Origin of the sequence: Nocardia sp. CA-135398 (genome assembly GCF_050955845.1) — a bacterium.
Taxonomy (GTDB): domain Bacteria; phylum Actinomycetota; class Actinomycetes; order Mycobacteriales; family Mycobacteriaceae; genus Nocardia.
Genome location: NZ_CP192084.1, coordinates 7,910,194 through 7,925,264, shown reverse-complemented (window position 1 = coordinate 7,925,264; position 15,071 = coordinate 7,910,194). Strand labels below are relative to the sequence as shown.

Genomic DNA, 15,071 nt, shown 5'->3' with positions numbered 1-15,071 from the left:
GGTAACGATGTCCACTATCGTCACGACTAAATAGGCCGTATGGTCGGCCGCGGTGCCCGCGGCAATGGGAAGCCCTCCCGTAATCACGATACGAAGTGAAGGTGTGAAATTGATGCGTAGTCTGATCCGGCGTCGCGGCACACGTGCGGCGGCGGTGATCGCGGCAACCGCGGTATTTGCGGGAGTCATGTCCGGTTTCGGCGCATCTACCGCGACGGCAGACCCGATCATCGATTCCAAGACGCTGTTGGCGAATCCGGTCGCGCCGGACGGCTCGAAGATCACCAAGGCCGAGTACAAGGACGACCGCAGCATCCGCCTCTACGTCTACTCCGCGGCCATGGACCGGACCTTCCCGGTCGACGTGCAGCGTCCCGCCGACGCCTCGGCGCCGCGTCCGGTGCTCTACCTGCTCAATGGCGCGGGTGGCGGCGAGGACAGCGCGTCCTGGGTGGCCAAGACCGATGCGCTGAAGTTCCTCGGCGACAAGAACGTCAATGTGGTGCAGCCGATCGGCGGCAAGTGGAGCTACTACACCGACTGGATCAAGGATGATCCGGTACTCGGCCGCAACAAGTGGAAGACCTTCTTCACCGAGGAGCTGCCGCCGCTGATCGATGGCGCGCTCGGCACCAACGGCACCAATGCCATTGCGGGCCTGTCCACTTCGGGCACCACCGTGCTCGCGCTGCCGATCGCCAAGCCGGGCCTGTACAAGGCCGCCGCGGCCTACAGTGGCTGCGCCCAGACCAGTGATCCGGTCGGCTCGGAGTTCGTCAAGCTGACCGTGGAGACCTGGGGCGGCGGCAATGTCGACAACATGTGGGGCCCTGTCGGTGGGCCGGAGTGGGTGGCGAACGACCCCTATGTCAATGCCGAGGGTCTGCGCGGTACGGATCTCTACATCTCGACCGGCAACGGTCTGCCCGGCCCGTACGACACCCTCAACGGTCCGTACACGCTGCCCGGCCCCGGCGGTCTGGCCAATCAGATCCTGATCGGCGGTGTCATCGAGGCGGGCACCAACTACTGCACCAACAACATGAAGACGAAGTTGGACTCACTCGGCATCCCCGCCACCTTCAACTTCCGTCCCAACGGCACCCACTCCTGGGGCTACTGGAACGACGAGCTGCACAACTCCTGGCCGACCCTGGCCAAGGGCCTCGGTCTCTGACCTGATTTCCCACTGACCGCCCCGATTGTGACCTTATGCACAATCGGGGCGGTCTGTTTTATGTAGATACTGCTAAACAAAAAGTTCGGGAAGCCGTAAAATTCTGTTCTATGAGTACAACCCTGGCTGAGTCGGCGCGGAACGCGACGACCCGGGCGAGATCCGTCAGTGTCTTGCTCGGCCCGGCCTTCGTCGCGGCCATCGCCTATGTCGATCCCGGCAATGTGGCGTCGAATATCAGCGCGGGCGCCCAGTTCGGCTACCTACTCGTATGGGTCATCGTGATGGCCAATGTGATGGCCGGACTGGTGCAGTTCCTCTCCGCGAAGCTGGGGTTGGTCACCGGTATGTCGCTACCGGAGGCGGTGCGGTCCAAGTCGAGTCGTCCGGCGCGCCTTGCCTATTGGGTGCAGGCCGAGACCGTGGCGATGGCCACCGATCTGGCCGAAGTGGTCGGCGGCGCGATCGCGCTGAAGCTGCTGTTCGACCTGCCGCTGCTGCTCGGCGGGCTGATCACCGGTGTGGTCTCGATGGCGCTGCTGCTGGTGCAGAACCAGCGCGGGCAGAAGCCGTTCGAGCGGGTGATCACCGGTCTGCTCGCCATCATCGCGATCGGCTTCCTGGCCAGCGTGGTGATTTCGCCGCCCTCGGTCTCCGGCACCGTCGGTGGCCTGCTGCCGCGGTTCCAGGGCACCGAGAGTGTGCTGCTCGCGGCGGCCATGATCGGCGCGACCGTCATGCCGCACGCGGTGTACCTGCACTCCGGACTGGCCCGGGACCGCCACGGTCAGCCCGAGGTCGGTCCGCTGCGGACCCGGCTGCTGCGGATCACCAGATACGACGTCGGACTGGCCATGGTGCTCGCGGGCACGGTCAATATGGCCATGCTGCTGATGGCCGCGAATACGCTGCGCGGCCGGGAGAATGTCGACACCCTCGAGGGTGCGCACGCCGCCGTCGGTGATGCGCTCGGCCCCATCGCCGCACTGCTGCTCGCGATCGGCCTGCTGGCCTCCGGTCTGGCATCGACCTCGGTCGGCGCGTATGCCGGAGCGATGATCATGGAAGGGTTGCTGAACCGCAAGTTTCCACTGTTGGTCCGACGCATGGTCACCTTGATCCCGGCCATCCTCATCCTCGCGGTCGGCATCGATCCCACTCGCGCACTGATCATTTCGCAGGTAGTGCTGTCGTTCGGCATCCCCTTCGCCCTGATCCCGCTGGTCCGCTTCACCAGCGACCGCATTCTGATGGGCGCCGACGTCAACCACCGAGTGACCACCAGTCTGGCCTGGCTCGTCGCCATCATCATCAGCCTGCTGAACGTGGCCCTGATCTACCTGACCGTCACCGGCGACTAGGCGAACAGCATGCGCTGGGCATAGCCCGTATCGAAATACTCACGGGCCTCGGCGATCTTGCCGTCCTCGACCCGGAAGACGATCGCCACATTATTGACGTACGGTTCGCCCGCCTCGGTGGTCGCGCGGGTGGTCCATTCGGCGACCGCCTGCGCGCCGTCGGCCAGCACGGTCCGCACCTCCTGGCCGATCGGCTGTGACACATCCATCCGCTCGATCATCTGCGCGACGAATTGTCCGAAGATCTCCTCCGGTCCGGTCCAGGTGCGCGCGGTCGGCAGATCGCCGAACAGGGTCCAGGTCGAAGTCGGCGTGAAGAACCCGGCGGCGCGTTCGGCGTCACCCGACCCGAGTGCCTCGATATAGGCCAGGATGGTGGCGCGGGTCTGCTCGGTGGTCGACATGATCGCTCCTTCAGGCGTCGATGGTGAGGATCGCGTTGCCGCGGATCCGGCGGTTGTTCAGATCGGTGAGCACGCTCGCTGTTTCGGCCCAGTCGGCGACCCTACCGAGCTCCGGATGCAGGCGGCCGGTGCTCGTCAGGTCGACCAGTACGCGCAGATCCTCGGCATCGGTGGTATCGGCGACCCAGTGCGGGAAATGCCGCAGCGTGAACGGTGTGACCGTGAGGTATTCGAAGAAGCTGAGCCGGATCGGTTGCAGGCTCGCCTGGCCGAACCACAGCACGGTACCGCCGGGTGCGATCCGGGCGAGCGCGGCCGCGAAGACATCGCCGCCGACCGATTCGAAGATGACATCGAAGCGACCGTCGGCATCCGCGACATCATGGACGACGGCTGTCGCGCCGAGTTCGGCCAGCCGCGCGCCGCGTTCGGGCGAAGCCGCCACCGCGGTCACCGAAATGCCTGCGGCCGTTGCCAATTCCACCAGGTAGTGACCGACACCGCCGGATGCGCCGGTCACCAGTGCCTGCTTGCCCGCCGGAGCCTCGACGTGCCGGAGCAGACGTAATGCGGTCAAACCCGGGAGTGGCAAGGCAGCCGCGCTGGTGGCGGTGAGGGTGTCGGGCAACTCGGCCGATGCGGAGGTCGGGACGGCCACCCGCTCGGCCCACCCGCCGCCCTCGACATGGCCGACCACACGGGTGCCGACGGCGGGCCCCGAGCCGTCGGCGGCGGCCGCGACGACCCGGCCGACGACGTCCTGTCCCATGACCGTGCCCGGTGCGGTCGGCGTGCCGTAGGCGCCGGTCATGGCTAGAATCTCGCCGCGGTTCACAGAGAACGCCTCGACCTGAATGACTGCCGCATCGGCGGCGGCCGTGGGTTCGGCGACCTCGGCGAACCGTACGAAGGTCGGATCACCGGTTGCTGCAAGGGCTTTCATTTGACTACCTCCTGGTCGTAGCGACGAAAACGACACTAAGAGGGTTGGTTTCCGGATGAAAGAAGGCAGTAATTAGTGGTATAGGTACCTGGTGGATACCAACGATCCCATGGCATACGACATCTTCAACCTGAACTGCCCGTCCCGCGCGGTCTTCGATCGGCTCGGTGAACGCTGGACCGGGCTCGTGCTGCTGGCCCTGAAGCCGGGAACGCTGCGCTTCTCGGAGCTGCGCAGGCAGGTGCAGGGCATCACGCAGAAGATGCTCACCCAGACGCTGCGCGGTCTGGAACGCGACGGCATGGTGTCGCGCACGGTCTATCCGACCGTGCCGGTCACCGTCGAATACACGCTGACACCGCTCGGTCACAGTCTCAGCGACGCCGTCGATGTGCTGCGGGACTGGGCCATCGAGCACATCGACGAAATCGACGCGGCCAGAGCCGAATACGAGCAGGCGGGCTGATCAGACCCAGTTCTCGATCCAGTACTTCCAGATCAGCGGGGCATAAGCGGCCAGCGGCGGCACCTTGATATCGGTGCCGGCGAGTGCGGCGGTGGCGTTGCGGCAGTCGAACCAGCAGCTGAATTCGCTGTGCTCCAACACATCCTGGGGGACGCCGACGCGGGGGAGCAGCCAGTTCGCGCCGGGGACGCGAAGCATCATCTCGAGGGTGCGCTTGGGCATCACCTCCACCAGATGCGGTGCACCGGCTTCGTCGGCGAACAGATTCAGCGCCTCGGCGGCGCTCTGTCGACGCGGATCGGTCAGGTGGTAGGTGGTGTGATCGGCGTCGGGTTGGTGGGCGATGTGGGCCAGTGCGCGAGCCACGAAATCGACCGGCACCATATTGGTTTCCCCCAGTTTCGGCACCAGCACCGGCAGAATCCTCGGCAGCTGCGCGGCCATCCGCAGCAGCCGGAAGAAGTAGTACGGACCCTCGATTCGATCGATCTCACCGGTGCGCGAATGTCCGATCACGATCGATGGCCGATAGATCCGCCAACCCAACCCGGATTCGCGCACGATCTTCTCGGCCTCGAATTTCGCCCGCTGCATCGGCGAACTCAGCGCCTGACCCTCGTCGAACATGTCCTCGGTGAACAAACCGTCGAACCCGCCCGCCACATCCACCGTCGAGACATGATGCAGCAGAGTGGCTTCCAGCTCCCGCACGACATCGACGACATGTCTGGTGCCGCCGCCGCGTTCGGCGAGGTCATAGCTCGACGCCAGATGGAAGACATGCTCGATCGAGCCCCGATGTTCGGCGATCCAGCCCGGATCGATGCCGAGCCCGGGCGCGCCCATATCCCCGCGCACCGCCCGCACCCGCTCGCCCCCCATCCACTCCCGAGCACAGCAGGCATACCGATCCGCCGAATCAACCCCAGGCCGGACCAGCACATGCACATCTCGTTCCCGTTTCAGCAGCTCGGGAATGAGAAATCGACCGATAAACCCAGTTGCTCCAGTAACCAGGTAAGCCATAGCCGATCAACATAGTCGCTCGTGCGGGCGCACTTGTGTCCGGGATCACGGTGCGCCCGATGCGTCCGCGCGATCAGTCGGCGAAGACCGGCTTGCGCTTGGTGAGCATGGCGGTGGCGCCCTCGAAGAAGTCGGGAGATTGGAGCAGTTCGCTCTGGCCGGACTTTTCGGCGGCGAGGGTGGAGTCAAGTGCCGAGAGGGTTGCGGCGTTGAGTGCCTTCTTGGTGAGTTCGAGGGCGCGGCGCGGGCCCGCGGCGATCTTGGCGGCCGCGGCCTCGACCTTGGCGTCGAGTTCGTCCGCCGGAACCACGGCGGTGAACAGCCCGGCTGCCTTGGCCGCTGGTGCGGGGAGTCGCTCGCCGAGCAGTGCCATTTCCGCGGCCAGCGGGCGTCCGGCCGCGGCGGCGACCATGGATGCGGCGCCGCCGTCGGGCATCAAGCCGATGTTGATGAAGGCGAGCAGCAGGTAGGAATCCTCGGCGGCGTAGACCAGATCGGCGGCCAGCGCGATGCCGACGCCGACACCCGCGGCCGCCCCCTTGACCCGCGCGATGACCGGGATCGGCGCGTCCACAATGGCTTTCACGAGCCGGTTGGCCGCGTCCATCACCATGTCCGAGGTGATCCCGCGCTGCGCCTCGGAGGCGGTTGCGGCAAGATCGGCGCCGGTGCAGAAGTCGCCGCCCTCGCCGGTCAATACGATCACCCGCACCGAACGGTCCTCGGCGGCGGCGAGGAAGGTGTCACCGAGGGCGACCATCGTGTCGTAGTCGATGGCGTTCTTGCGCTTGGGCTTGGTGAGCGTGACCCGGAGCACCTTGCCGTCGCGGACGGCACTGAAACCCGCGGATGTGGTCGCGGCGTCGGGGTTGCTCATTTGGTGCTCCTGGTCTGGAATCCGGCGGGCTGGTTTTTCGAGCCATCTGCAAGCAATCGCTAGTGGGAACCATGAATGGTGGTTAACTTTGCGAATTGTGGTTAACTTAGGATGACTTGTCCGGCGCTGTCAACCAGCAGCGCCGTACCGGAACGGAGAGCTAGATGGTCGCGGATCGCAGCGAGGTCGGTCTCGCTTCCGCGCGGCCTGACACAGGTGCGAGCAGGACGGGTGCCGAGCCTGCCCAGTCGGTGCGGCGTCGCCCGAAGGATCGCAAGGTCCAGATCATCCGGGCCGCCGCGCGCGCGTTCAGCGAACGTGGCTATTACCCGGTCGGCGTCGACGAGATCGCCGCAGAGGTCGGTATCTCGGGGCCCGCGCTGTATCGCCACTTCGCGAACAAGTACGCCCTGCTGGTCGCGGCCGCCGAGGAAGGCGCCTTGCACCTGCTGAAGGTCGCGCGCGCCGCGGACGATCCGAATCTGGCGCCGGAACCCAGGCTCGACGCCCTGATCAAGGCGATCAGCGAACACACCATCGATATCCGTCGCGAGGCTGGACTGTACCGCTGGGAGCGGCGCTATCTCGAGGCCGACGACCGCGCCCGGATCAGAAAGGTCTACGACGCGCTCAACGCGACCCTTGCCGAACCGATCGGACAGCTGCGGCCCACCGCGCCGCCCGCCGACGTGGCAATGCTCGCCGCCGGGGTGCTCAGCGCCATCGCGAGCATCTCCTCGCATCGCACCACGCTCGCCACCGCCCGGCTGATGCCGCTGCTGCGCGAGATGAGCTGGTCGATCCTGCGCGCCGAACTGCCGCCAGCACCGACCGAGCCCGAGCCCGCACCGGCCACCCGCGGCCTGCCGGTCACCTCGAAACGCGAACAGTTGCTCACCGAGGCGATCCGGATCTTCGGCCGCCAGGGCTATCACGAGGCCAGCATCGAGGAAATCGGCGCGGCCGTCGGCATCAATGCCTCCAGCGTCTACCGGTACTTCACCAGCAAGGCCGACCTGCTCGCCGCCGCGTTCCACCGCACCGGCGACCGGGTGGCGATCGCGATCACCGAGGCGCTGGCCGAGGCCACCAGCCGTCCGGACGCGGTCCGGCGCATCGCCTACCGCCAGGCCCGGCTCACCTTCTCGATGCCGGAGATCATGCCGGTCTACTACGCCGAATTCAGCAATCTGCCGCAGACCGAACAGCACAAGCTGCGCGCCATCCAGCGCCAGAACGTGCTGGAGTGGGCCAACCTGCTCGACGGCGATCCGGTGGAAGCGCGCTTCCGCGTGCACGCCGCCATCGCTCAGGTCATCGACGTGGGCCGGTTGACCAAATTCGACCCACGCCCCGAGCAACTGGCCCGAGTCTGCGCCCTGATGGAGGCCGTTCTGCTCGGCTGAGCGTCAGCGACCGTGGCGCATCCGGAAGATGGCCCTGGCGGTGCGCAGATGCCGAGGATGCCGGTCGAAGGTGGACAGGTTCACCGGCGCTCGATACCGCTTGCGCGCGATCGCCAGCGTCCGGCTGAACTCGCGCAGTCCCTGATCGCCGTGATGGTGTCCCTGCCCGTATTCGCCGACCCCGCCGAAGGGCAGGGCCGGAATTCCGGCGTACGTGGTCGAAGAATTGATGGTCACAACGCCGACCCGCAGCTGCTCGGCGAAGGATTCGATGCCGTGCACATCCCGGGTGAACACCGACACCGCGACACCATTGCCGACCGCATTGATCCGCTGCGCCGCCTCGGCCATATTCGCGACCTTGTTGACGATCAGCAGCGGCCCGATGCCCTCGCCGGTGATCGCGACGCTCTCCTCCGGCACGTCGGTCAAGACGATCGGTTCGATATAGGGATCGCGAATCGAATCCAGTCCGCCGACCACCGCGCGCCCGCCCCTGGCCACTGCGTCGCGCACCTGCTTGCGCACCACGTCGACCTGAGATTCCAGAATCATCGGACCGTAGGACGCGCGCTTATCCGCGCCGGGCCGTAGCCGCCGCGCCTGGTCGATCACCAGTTCCAGGAATCGGTCGTAGACGGAGTTGGCGACATAGGCCCGCTGGATGCCGGTGGAGTTCTGGCCGGCATTGCCCATCGCGCCGAATACCGCGGCCTCGGCGGCCTCGTCGAGTTTGGCGTCGACGTGAACGACCATGGTGCCCTTGCCGTTCCGCTCGACCACCACCGGTGTCAAGGTCTGCGCGCACAGCTTGATCACCTCACGCGAGCCCGCATCCGAACCGGCGTAGGCGATTTTGTCCACCTTGGCCCGACACAGTGCCGCGGTGGTGGCGTGATCCCCGGTAACGACCTGCAGCACAGGCTGATTCGGCGCCAGCCTGTTCCAGCTGTCGGCCAGCCATACCCCGACACCGGTGGTGAGCTCATCGGGTTTGAACACCACGGCATTGCCCGCGGCCATCGCGTAGGCGATCGAGCCCATCGGGGTGAACACCGGGTTGTTCCACGGCCCGAGCACGCCGACCACACCGAGCGGCAGATAGCCGACCGAGGCGTGCTGATTGCGGGTCAGCCAGGTGGAACCGAGCTTGCGCCGATCCAGCACGCGCGCGGCATTGCGGGCCGCCCAATCCAGATTCTCGACGGCGAGCATCACCTCGATTGCCGCGTCCGCCTCCGGTTTTCCGGTTTCCTCGCACAGGATTTCCACCAATTCACCTGCGCGCCTGGCGATACTGCGTTTCCAATCCAGTAGCCAGCGTTTACGGGCGCTGAATCCCAGTTCCGCCCACCACTTTTCGGCGGAGCGTGCGGCGCGCACGGTGCGGTTGATTTCGCCCGCGCCCATCACGGCGTAGTTGCCGACGATTTCGCCGGTACGCGGGTCATAGGACGTCAGCACGTTCGGTCGGCCTGATCCTCCCGTATGCGCTGCCAGTCTCGGCTGCGCGGCCTCGGCCATGGTCACCTCTCGCAGGGTCGATCCACCGCAGCCGCTGAACGCTTGGCGAATCAGCGCTGCCGCAAACGAGTGAGTGCGTGTTCCCCCGTCTAGCAGACTATGGTCGCCGCGACGGCCGGACAAGGTGGCGCCACCGCCCCTACGCTGCCCCTAGAGGGCCGCCACCAGCGACGTTCTCCGGTCGGGCGGAGCAGCGGAAAGAAATGTGAGTAAGGACACACTTAGGCCGCAGTCCACTGGGTATGGCTCGGTCTGCCCTGCGGAGTAGCCCCTGCCGGTAACATCACGCTTGGCGGCAGGGATCACCAACCGGGACGAATTCATGCCCGCGCTCTTGGCGACCCGCGGTCGCCGCCCAGGCCCCGCGAACGCCGCCGATCAGACACAGTGGAGAGTTGATGCCGAGCTTGAACCAAGCGGATTCGCATACCAGCGAGCCACCACCCATCGATGGTGGTGACGCCGCGGTCGCGGTTGCGGATGTCCGGAAGTCATTCGGCGATGTGCACGCGCTGCAGGGCATCAGCTTCACCGCCGCGCGGGCCAGCGTGCTCGGCATCCTCGGGCCCAACGGTGCGGGCAAGACCACCATGGTCAAAGTGCTGTCGACCCTGCTGCGCCCGGACTCCGGCACCGCCGTGGTCGCGGGCCACGATGTGCTGAAAGATCCGGCGGGTGTGCGCCGCTCGATCATGATGACCGGCCAGTACGCCGCGCTCGACGAGAACCTCTCCGGCCGGGAGAACCTGGAATTGTTCGGCCGACTGATGGGCCTCGGCAAATCGGCCGCCCGCAAGCGCGCCGACACCCTGCTGGAGGAGTTCGACCTGGTGCACGCGGGCCGTCGCGCGGTACGCCATTATTCCGGCGGTATGCGTCGTCGGGTCGATATCGCGTGTGGGCTGGTGGTGCGTCCGGAGGTGGTATTCCTCGACGAGCCGACCACCGGTCTGGATCCGCGCAGTCGGCAGGGCGTGTGGGATCTGGTGACCGCGCTGAAGAATCAGGGCATCACGGTGCTGCTCACCACGCAGTACCTCGAGGAAGCCGATGTGCTCAGCGACAACATCATCGTTATCGATAAGGGCACGGTAATCGCCGAGGGCACCGCCGACGAACTCAAGGAGAAGACCGGCGGCAGCTACTGCGAGGTAGTGCCACTGGCTCCGGCGCAGCTCGGCAAGGCCGCCACCGCACTCGGTGATCTGGTGCCCGCCGCCGTGCTCGCCGACCTCGACGGCGGCGACCGGATCTCGATCCCCGCACCCGACGGCGCGGCCACGCTGTCGGAGGCATTGCGCAGGCTCGACGCCGCCGGGATCCAATTGGCCGATATCGCGCTGCGCAGGCCCTCGCTCGACGATGTCTTCCTCTCCATCACCGGCCATTCGGGCGGCCACTAGTGAGTTCGACAACCGTTGAGCAGGCCGATTCGGCACTGCTCTTCGCCGAGCTGCCCACGGCCAAGCTCTCTTATTTCGCGCAGTGGCGGGCGCTGGCCGGACGCATTGTGCGGACGATGGCCGTCAAGGGCGAACTGATCGTCGCGATGATCACCCCGCTGGTGTTCACACTTGGCTTCTATCTGCCACTGCGGTTCGTCATGAAGTTCCAGGGCATCGACTACGCCCAGTTCGTCATGCCGATCATCGTGCTGCAGACCATGGCGTTCACGATGATGTCGAATGCGCAGCTGTCCGCATACGAGGCGCTGACCGGTCTGAGCACGCGACTACAGACGATGCCGATCGGCGCGCTGGTGCCATTGAGCGCGCGCATCGGCGCGGGCCTGGTGCGTTCGCTGACCGCGCTGACCGCGGCGATCATCTTCGGCTACATGATCGGCTTCCGGTTCGTCGCCGGACCCGGTCAGGCCGTGCTGTTCTGCGTGTTCTCGATCGCGGTCGGTACCGTGCTCGCGCTCGGCGCGGACGCGCTCGGCAGCCTGACCAAGAGTCCGGAATCGCTGAGTCAGGCATTGACGCTGCCCACCTTGATCTTCGGCATGCTGTCCTGCGGATTCGTCCCGGAACGCAGTTTTCCGATGTGGATCCGACCGTTCGTGCGCAATCAGCCGATCTCCCAGTTCTCCTTCGCGATGCGCGATATGGCCCATGACGGGGTGAGCTGGGATGTGCTGTGGGTGCCGCTGACCTGGCTGGGCGGTATGGCGATCGTCTTCACTCCGTTGGCGATCTGGGCGAGTGTGAGGCGGTCATGAGTTCGGTCGAGACCTTGGAGCGCACCGAGGTGGACGCATTCGACCCGCTGCCGCGGGTGGCCACGCCATCCGAGCGCGCGCTGTCGACCTGGATCGCGCACAGCCTGATCCAGTGCAAGCGGCTGCTGCTGGTGTGGGCGCGCGATCCCGCGACCACCATCCAGACGCTGATCTATCCGGCGCTCACGCTTTTCATGTTCCGCGTGGTGCTCGGCAATTCGATAACCGCGGCGACCGGTAAACCGAGCATCTATGGACAGGTCGCGCTGATCACATTGGTCGCGGCGATGTCCGGTGCGGTGGTCAGCGCGCTCGGCTTCAAGGGCGAGAAGTTCACCGGACTGCTGGGTCGGTTCTGGACTATGCCGGTGCACCGAGCGGCCGGACTGACCGGCAGGCTGTTCGCCGAGGCGGTCCGGGTGCTGGTCACCACGCTGTTCGTGATCGCGGTGGGTATCGCCCTCGGCTTCCGCTTCGGGCAGGGTCCGCTGGCGGCCATCGCGTTGATCGGCATTCCGGTGCTGTTCGGGGTCGGCTTCGCGGTGCTGGTCACGGCGCTGGCGACGATCACCGAGGGCGTCATGCTGGTGAGCATTATCGGCATCGTCAATACCCTGCTGATGTTCTTCAATTCCGGGTTCGTGCCGGTGATCGCCTATCCGACCTGGTTGCAGGGCGTGGTCGCGAATCAGCCGATGAGCTGTGCCATCGACGCGATGAAGGGACTGTCCTACGGCGGTGTCGTCGCCGAACCCCTGCTGAAGACCGTCGCCTGGGTGCTCGGGCTCATCGTCGTGTTCGCGTATCCCGCGATCCGCGGCTACCAGCGCGCCGCCGAAACCGGCGCCTGATCTTCGTCAGCCGATCGGCTTCTCATCGCGCTCGGCTGCGGCGAAATCGAAACCGACCCAGCGGTTTCGATTCGTCCAGCCGACCAGGTCGTAACGCCAGCGGAACGGCCAAGTGCGAGCGACGGTATTGAACAGGACCGCGCCGAGGGCGGTGTAGTCGTCATGGGCGGAGAGCAGGGCGCGCTGACCGCGGGGTGACGCGCTGAAAAATGCGTCGAACATCGAGATGGACTGTTCCGTCGTCAGGCGGCCCATGCCCCAGAGGCCGCGCATGCGCATCCAGTACACCAGGCGGGCTTGCCGCGGCCAGAGTTCGGCAATGGGGTCGCGGCCCTGACGGAGGGCGGCGACGGCGATGTCGACCAGGTTCAACGAGTCGGCGACGCTGTAGCCGGTGCAGGGATGCATCATGCCGCCGCGCGAGCCGAACGGAATCGCTTGGGCGGTGCCCTTTTTCGGCGGTGGCTGGTCCAGTGGGTAGTGCGCGGCCTCGGTGGGCTCGGCGCCGGTGAGCCGAATGCCATGTGCGGCAAGACGGTTCAGGGTGCGCCTGCGCAATTCGTGCTGTGGCATACCGCCACGCAGGCCGAGGCTGGTCTCCTCGAAGATCACCGTGCCGTCGCCGAGCGGGACGGCATAGAGGAACGACGGCGGCGCATCGGGTCCCGCACCGTTCTCCGGCCGCCAATCGAGCAGTAGCCCTTCGCCCTCGGTCACCATGGGCGCGGCGGTTTCGGCGTCGACGAAGATGCCGTGCGCGCTGGCGGCGCGGCGCTGTCCGAGTGTCGGCAGGCCGCGGGTGTCGAAAACCGTTGCGGCCCTGAGGATCGTGCCGTCCGCGAGCTCCACTTCGTTGGCGTCGACGCGAGTTGCCCGCCCGGCGACGACGGTGGCCTCGTCGAGCGAGAGTGCATCGCGCAGTCCGGTCTTCGAGAGCACGCAGTACGGGCGGTCGATCCGATGTTCGACCTTCGTCCAGACCGTCGGCTTCGGAATGCGCGCGGCAATGGCGCTGGATGGCAACCACTCCGGCAGCTCATCGATCCAGCAGGAGAACGTGGGCGGCCACAAGCGGTCTGGCCGCGGATCGACGGCGGCCACGCGGAACCCGGCCCGCATCGCCCGATGCGCCAGCGCCCGACCGGTCGGTCCGAGCCCGACCACGCAGAGGTCGAATTCCCGGACCGCACTGTCACCCATGCTTCGCATTCAAACCGCTCCGTCCGTTCGCCCGCAACATTGCTCCCGGCCGATGCGGCGAACCGCACACCCCCTGCCGGTCGTGTGGTGGGTGTGTACGTCGCTGCGCACGGACCGTCACCTGCCTCGGGACTCTGGCGCGCTCACCTACTTGGGGGTGATCCAGGTGGTGATGTCGGCGTGTACCACCTCGAGGCCGTGCTTGTCGTAGATGGCGACCGGGACGGTCAGCTCCTGCCCCTCGGTGATCTGGCTGAAGTCGGGCACCTCGGCCAGCTTCGCCACCGCGCGCAAACCGGTCTCGGCCTTGGCCAGGTACTGCACATTCATGGCCTTGGGAATCCAGCGGTGGCTATCGGGCACCGTGGCCTCGCTCAGCATGCCCATTGCCACCTCGGCCAGATTGCAGGCCGCGATCGCGTGGAAGGTGCCCAGGTGGTTGTGGATACCGAACCACTTCGGCGAGGTCACCTCGCACAGTCCCGGCTCCAACCGCACGACGCTCGGCAGCACCGTCCCGAAGTAGGGCACCCGGGCCACCATGCCGAGCGAGAACAGAGTGTGCCCCAGCCGGTTGTCCGGCAGCTTGTTCCAGATCCGATGGGTCGCGGTCGGTTTCGTCATGGCCCTATCTTACTCGAAAGTAAGTTCCTCAGTAGTGGGGCATGGCAGGGTTCCGGGCCATGTGGGGGTTCTCTGTGCCCGACGGTGACGCGCGATGAGGAAGTGGGGCGTCGGATTCGGCGTCGTCGTAGTCCTGATCAGCAACCGCCGGTAGTGCGGCGCGCCCGGGATTCGCACCCTGACCTGCTGAGGAAGCGTTGGTAGGGGGCGGATTTGAAGTCGCCAACTCGGTCGGGCATACTGTTCGGGTTGCCTTGCACCGGGTCATGCCGTTCGGCGGTTGTGGCGGGTGGTGAGGCGAGCAACACCCAATCGTGTACCTCGCTGGACATCCAGCGTGGGTGCGTCCGGGACAACGTTCCAGGCCAGGTGAAGTTTCGAACCGGGGCCGAGGAATGAGCGGCTGCGTCGAATTCCGATCGAAGATCGGGGCGACACGCCCGACCGCGTGGACCGGAGAACCATGACAGATGAACAGCGGCGAGGATCGGGCGGTGCCCGGTCGCGGTCTCACTGTGTTGGATCTTGTTCGAGCGGGGCCCTGCGTAATTTCGCAGGCCGCCTGCTCCGGGCCTGATCCACTCGGGCTGGGACGTCTTCGTGTGTTCGGGCTGTGCAATTGAAGGTGGTACGGAAGCCGGCTTCCGGACCACGAACGATAAGCGGAGAAAAGGACACTTAGCGTGGCGGGACAGAAGATCCGCATCAGGCTCAAGGCCTATGACCACGAAGCGATCGACGCGTCCGCGCGCAAGATCGTGGAGACGGTGACCCGCACCGGGGCCCGTGTGGTCGGGCCGGTGCCGTTGCCGACCGAAAAGAACGTGTACTGCGTCATCCGTTCGCCGCACAAGTACAAGGACTCGCGCGAGCACTTCGAGATGCGGACGCACAAGCGGCTGATCGACATCCTCGACCCGACGCCGAAGACGGTTGATGCCCTCATGCGCATCGATCTCCCGGCCAGCGTCGACGTCAACATTCAGTGACG

15 protein-coding genes are annotated in these 15,071 nt (G+C 66.0%); 8 read left to right on the top strand and 7 right to left on the bottom strand.

What is annotated here, in order from left to right:
• Nucleotides 1-112 precede the first annotated feature (112 nt).
• Together ACQP1T_RS35350 and ACQP1T_RS35345 are read left to right on the top strand one after the other, a co-directional pair.
• Nucleotides 113-1,177 (top strand): alpha/beta hydrolase, encoded by a 1,065-nt coding sequence (locus tag ACQP1T_RS35350; RefSeq protein ID WP_433757317.1) that lies wholly within the window; start codon nucleotides 113-115, stop codon nucleotides 1,175-1,177.
• Between the two features lie 53 nt (nucleotides 1,178-1,230).
• Nucleotides 1,231-2,538, top strand: a complete 1,308-nt coding sequence (locus tag ACQP1T_RS35345) for an Nramp family divalent metal transporter (RefSeq protein ID WP_433762488.1) — start codon at nucleotides 1,231-1,233, stop codon at nucleotides 2,536-2,538.
• Here the strand turns inward: ACQP1T_RS35345 and ACQP1T_RS35340 are convergent.
• Both ACQP1T_RS35340 and ACQP1T_RS35335 read right to left on the bottom strand, forming a co-directional pair.
• Complete coding sequence (locus tag ACQP1T_RS35340; protein ID WP_433757316.1) at nucleotides 2,535-2,942, bottom strand: nuclear transport factor 2 family protein; 408 nt, start codon at nucleotides 2,940-2,942, stop codon at nucleotides 2,535-2,537. The two genes, ACQP1T_RS35345 and ACQP1T_RS35340, sit on opposite strands and share 4 nt — an antisense overlap.
• Nucleotides 2,943-2,952: 10 nt before the next feature.
• Nucleotides 2,953-3,885, bottom strand: a complete 933-nt coding sequence (locus ACQP1T_RS35335) for a zinc-binding dehydrogenase (RefSeq protein WP_433757315.1) — start codon at nucleotides 3,883-3,885, stop codon at nucleotides 2,953-2,955.
• 109 nt (nucleotides 3,886-3,994) lie between these two features.
• Here ACQP1T_RS35335 and ACQP1T_RS35330 point away from each other — a divergent pair, with 109 nt between their 5' ends.
• Nucleotides 3,995-4,351 (top strand): winged helix-turn-helix transcriptional regulator, encoded by a 357-nt coding sequence (locus tag ACQP1T_RS35330; RefSeq protein ID WP_433757314.1) that lies wholly within the window; start codon nucleotides 3,995-3,997, stop codon nucleotides 4,349-4,351.
• On the opposite strand, the gene ACQP1T_RS35325 is transcribed toward ACQP1T_RS35330, so the two are convergent.
• Together ACQP1T_RS35325 and ACQP1T_RS35320 are read right to left on the bottom strand one after the other, a co-directional pair.
• The gene (locus ACQP1T_RS35325) at nucleotides 4,352-5,377 is read right to left on the bottom strand and encodes an SDR family oxidoreductase (RefSeq protein ID WP_433757313.1); all 1,026 of its coding nucleotides are present in this window, start codon (nucleotides 5,375-5,377) and stop codon (nucleotides 4,352-4,354) included.
• Nucleotides 5,378-5,450: 73 nt separating this feature from the next.
• The gene (locus ACQP1T_RS35320) at nucleotides 5,451-6,254 is read right to left on the bottom strand and encodes an enoyl-CoA hydratase-related protein (protein WP_433757312.1); all 804 of its coding nucleotides are present in this window, start codon (nucleotides 6,252-6,254) and stop codon (nucleotides 5,451-5,453) included.
• 164 nt (nucleotides 6,255-6,418) lie between these two features.
• Here ACQP1T_RS35320 and ACQP1T_RS35315 point away from each other — a divergent pair, with 164 nt between their 5' ends.
• Entirely contained in the window at nucleotides 6,419-7,660 is a 1,242-nt protein-coding gene (locus ACQP1T_RS35315) for a TetR/AcrR family transcriptional regulator (protein WP_433757311.1), read from the top strand.
• 3 nt (nucleotides 7,661-7,663) lie between these two features.
• Here the strand turns inward: ACQP1T_RS35315 and ACQP1T_RS35310 are convergent, their stop codons facing one another.
• A complete protein-coding gene (locus ACQP1T_RS35310) occupies nucleotides 7,664-9,184 on the bottom strand; it encodes an aldehyde dehydrogenase family protein (protein WP_433762487.1) in 1,521 nt (506 codons plus the stop codon).
• 398 nt (nucleotides 9,185-9,582) lie between these two features.
• On the opposite strand from ACQP1T_RS35310, the gene ACQP1T_RS35305 reads away from it, so the two are divergent.
• Genes ACQP1T_RS35305 through ACQP1T_RS35295 form a run of 3 tightly spaced genes read left to right on the top strand, consistent with a single transcriptional unit; the run spans nucleotide 9,583 to nucleotide 12,256 of the window.
• A complete protein-coding gene (locus tag ACQP1T_RS35305) occupies nucleotides 9,583-10,587 on the top strand; it encodes an ATP-binding cassette domain-containing protein (protein ID WP_433757310.1) in 1,005 nt (334 codons plus the stop codon).
• A gap of 35 nt (nucleotides 10,588-10,622) precedes the next feature.
• Nucleotides 10,623-11,405: an ABC transporter permease gene (locus ACQP1T_RS35300; protein ID WP_433762486.1), complete on the top strand. Its 783-nt coding sequence runs from the start codon at nucleotides 10,623-10,625 to the stop codon at nucleotides 11,403-11,405.
• Complete coding sequence (locus ACQP1T_RS35295) at nucleotides 11,402-12,256, top strand: ABC transporter permease (protein WP_433757309.1); 855 nt, start codon at nucleotides 11,402-11,404, stop codon at nucleotides 12,254-12,256. The genes ACQP1T_RS35300 and ACQP1T_RS35295 overlap by 4 nt, the downstream gene beginning before the upstream one ends.
• A gap of 6 nt (nucleotides 12,257-12,262) precedes the next feature.
• Here ACQP1T_RS35295 and ACQP1T_RS35290 read toward each other — a convergent pair whose 3' ends face one another.
• Together ACQP1T_RS35290 and ACQP1T_RS35285 are read right to left on the bottom strand one after the other, a co-directional pair.
• Nucleotides 12,263-13,456, bottom strand: coding sequence for a lycopene cyclase family protein (locus tag ACQP1T_RS35290; RefSeq protein ID WP_433757308.1), 1,194 nt, complete (start codon nucleotides 13,454-13,456; stop codon nucleotides 12,263-12,265).
• A gap of 147 nt (nucleotides 13,457-13,603) precedes the next feature.
• Nucleotides 13,604-14,080, bottom strand: coding sequence for a hotdog fold domain-containing protein (locus tag ACQP1T_RS35285; RefSeq protein ID WP_433757307.1), 477 nt, complete (start codon nucleotides 14,078-14,080; stop codon nucleotides 13,604-13,606).
• A gap of 683 nt (nucleotides 14,081-14,763) precedes the next feature.
• Here ACQP1T_RS35285 and rpsJ point away from each other — a divergent pair.
• Nucleotides 14,764-15,069: a 30S ribosomal protein S10 gene (rpsJ, locus tag ACQP1T_RS35280; protein WP_003938093.1), complete on the top strand. Its 306-nt coding sequence runs from the start codon at nucleotides 14,764-14,766 to the stop codon at nucleotides 15,067-15,069.
• Nucleotides 15,070-15,071: the final 2 nt, after the last annotated feature.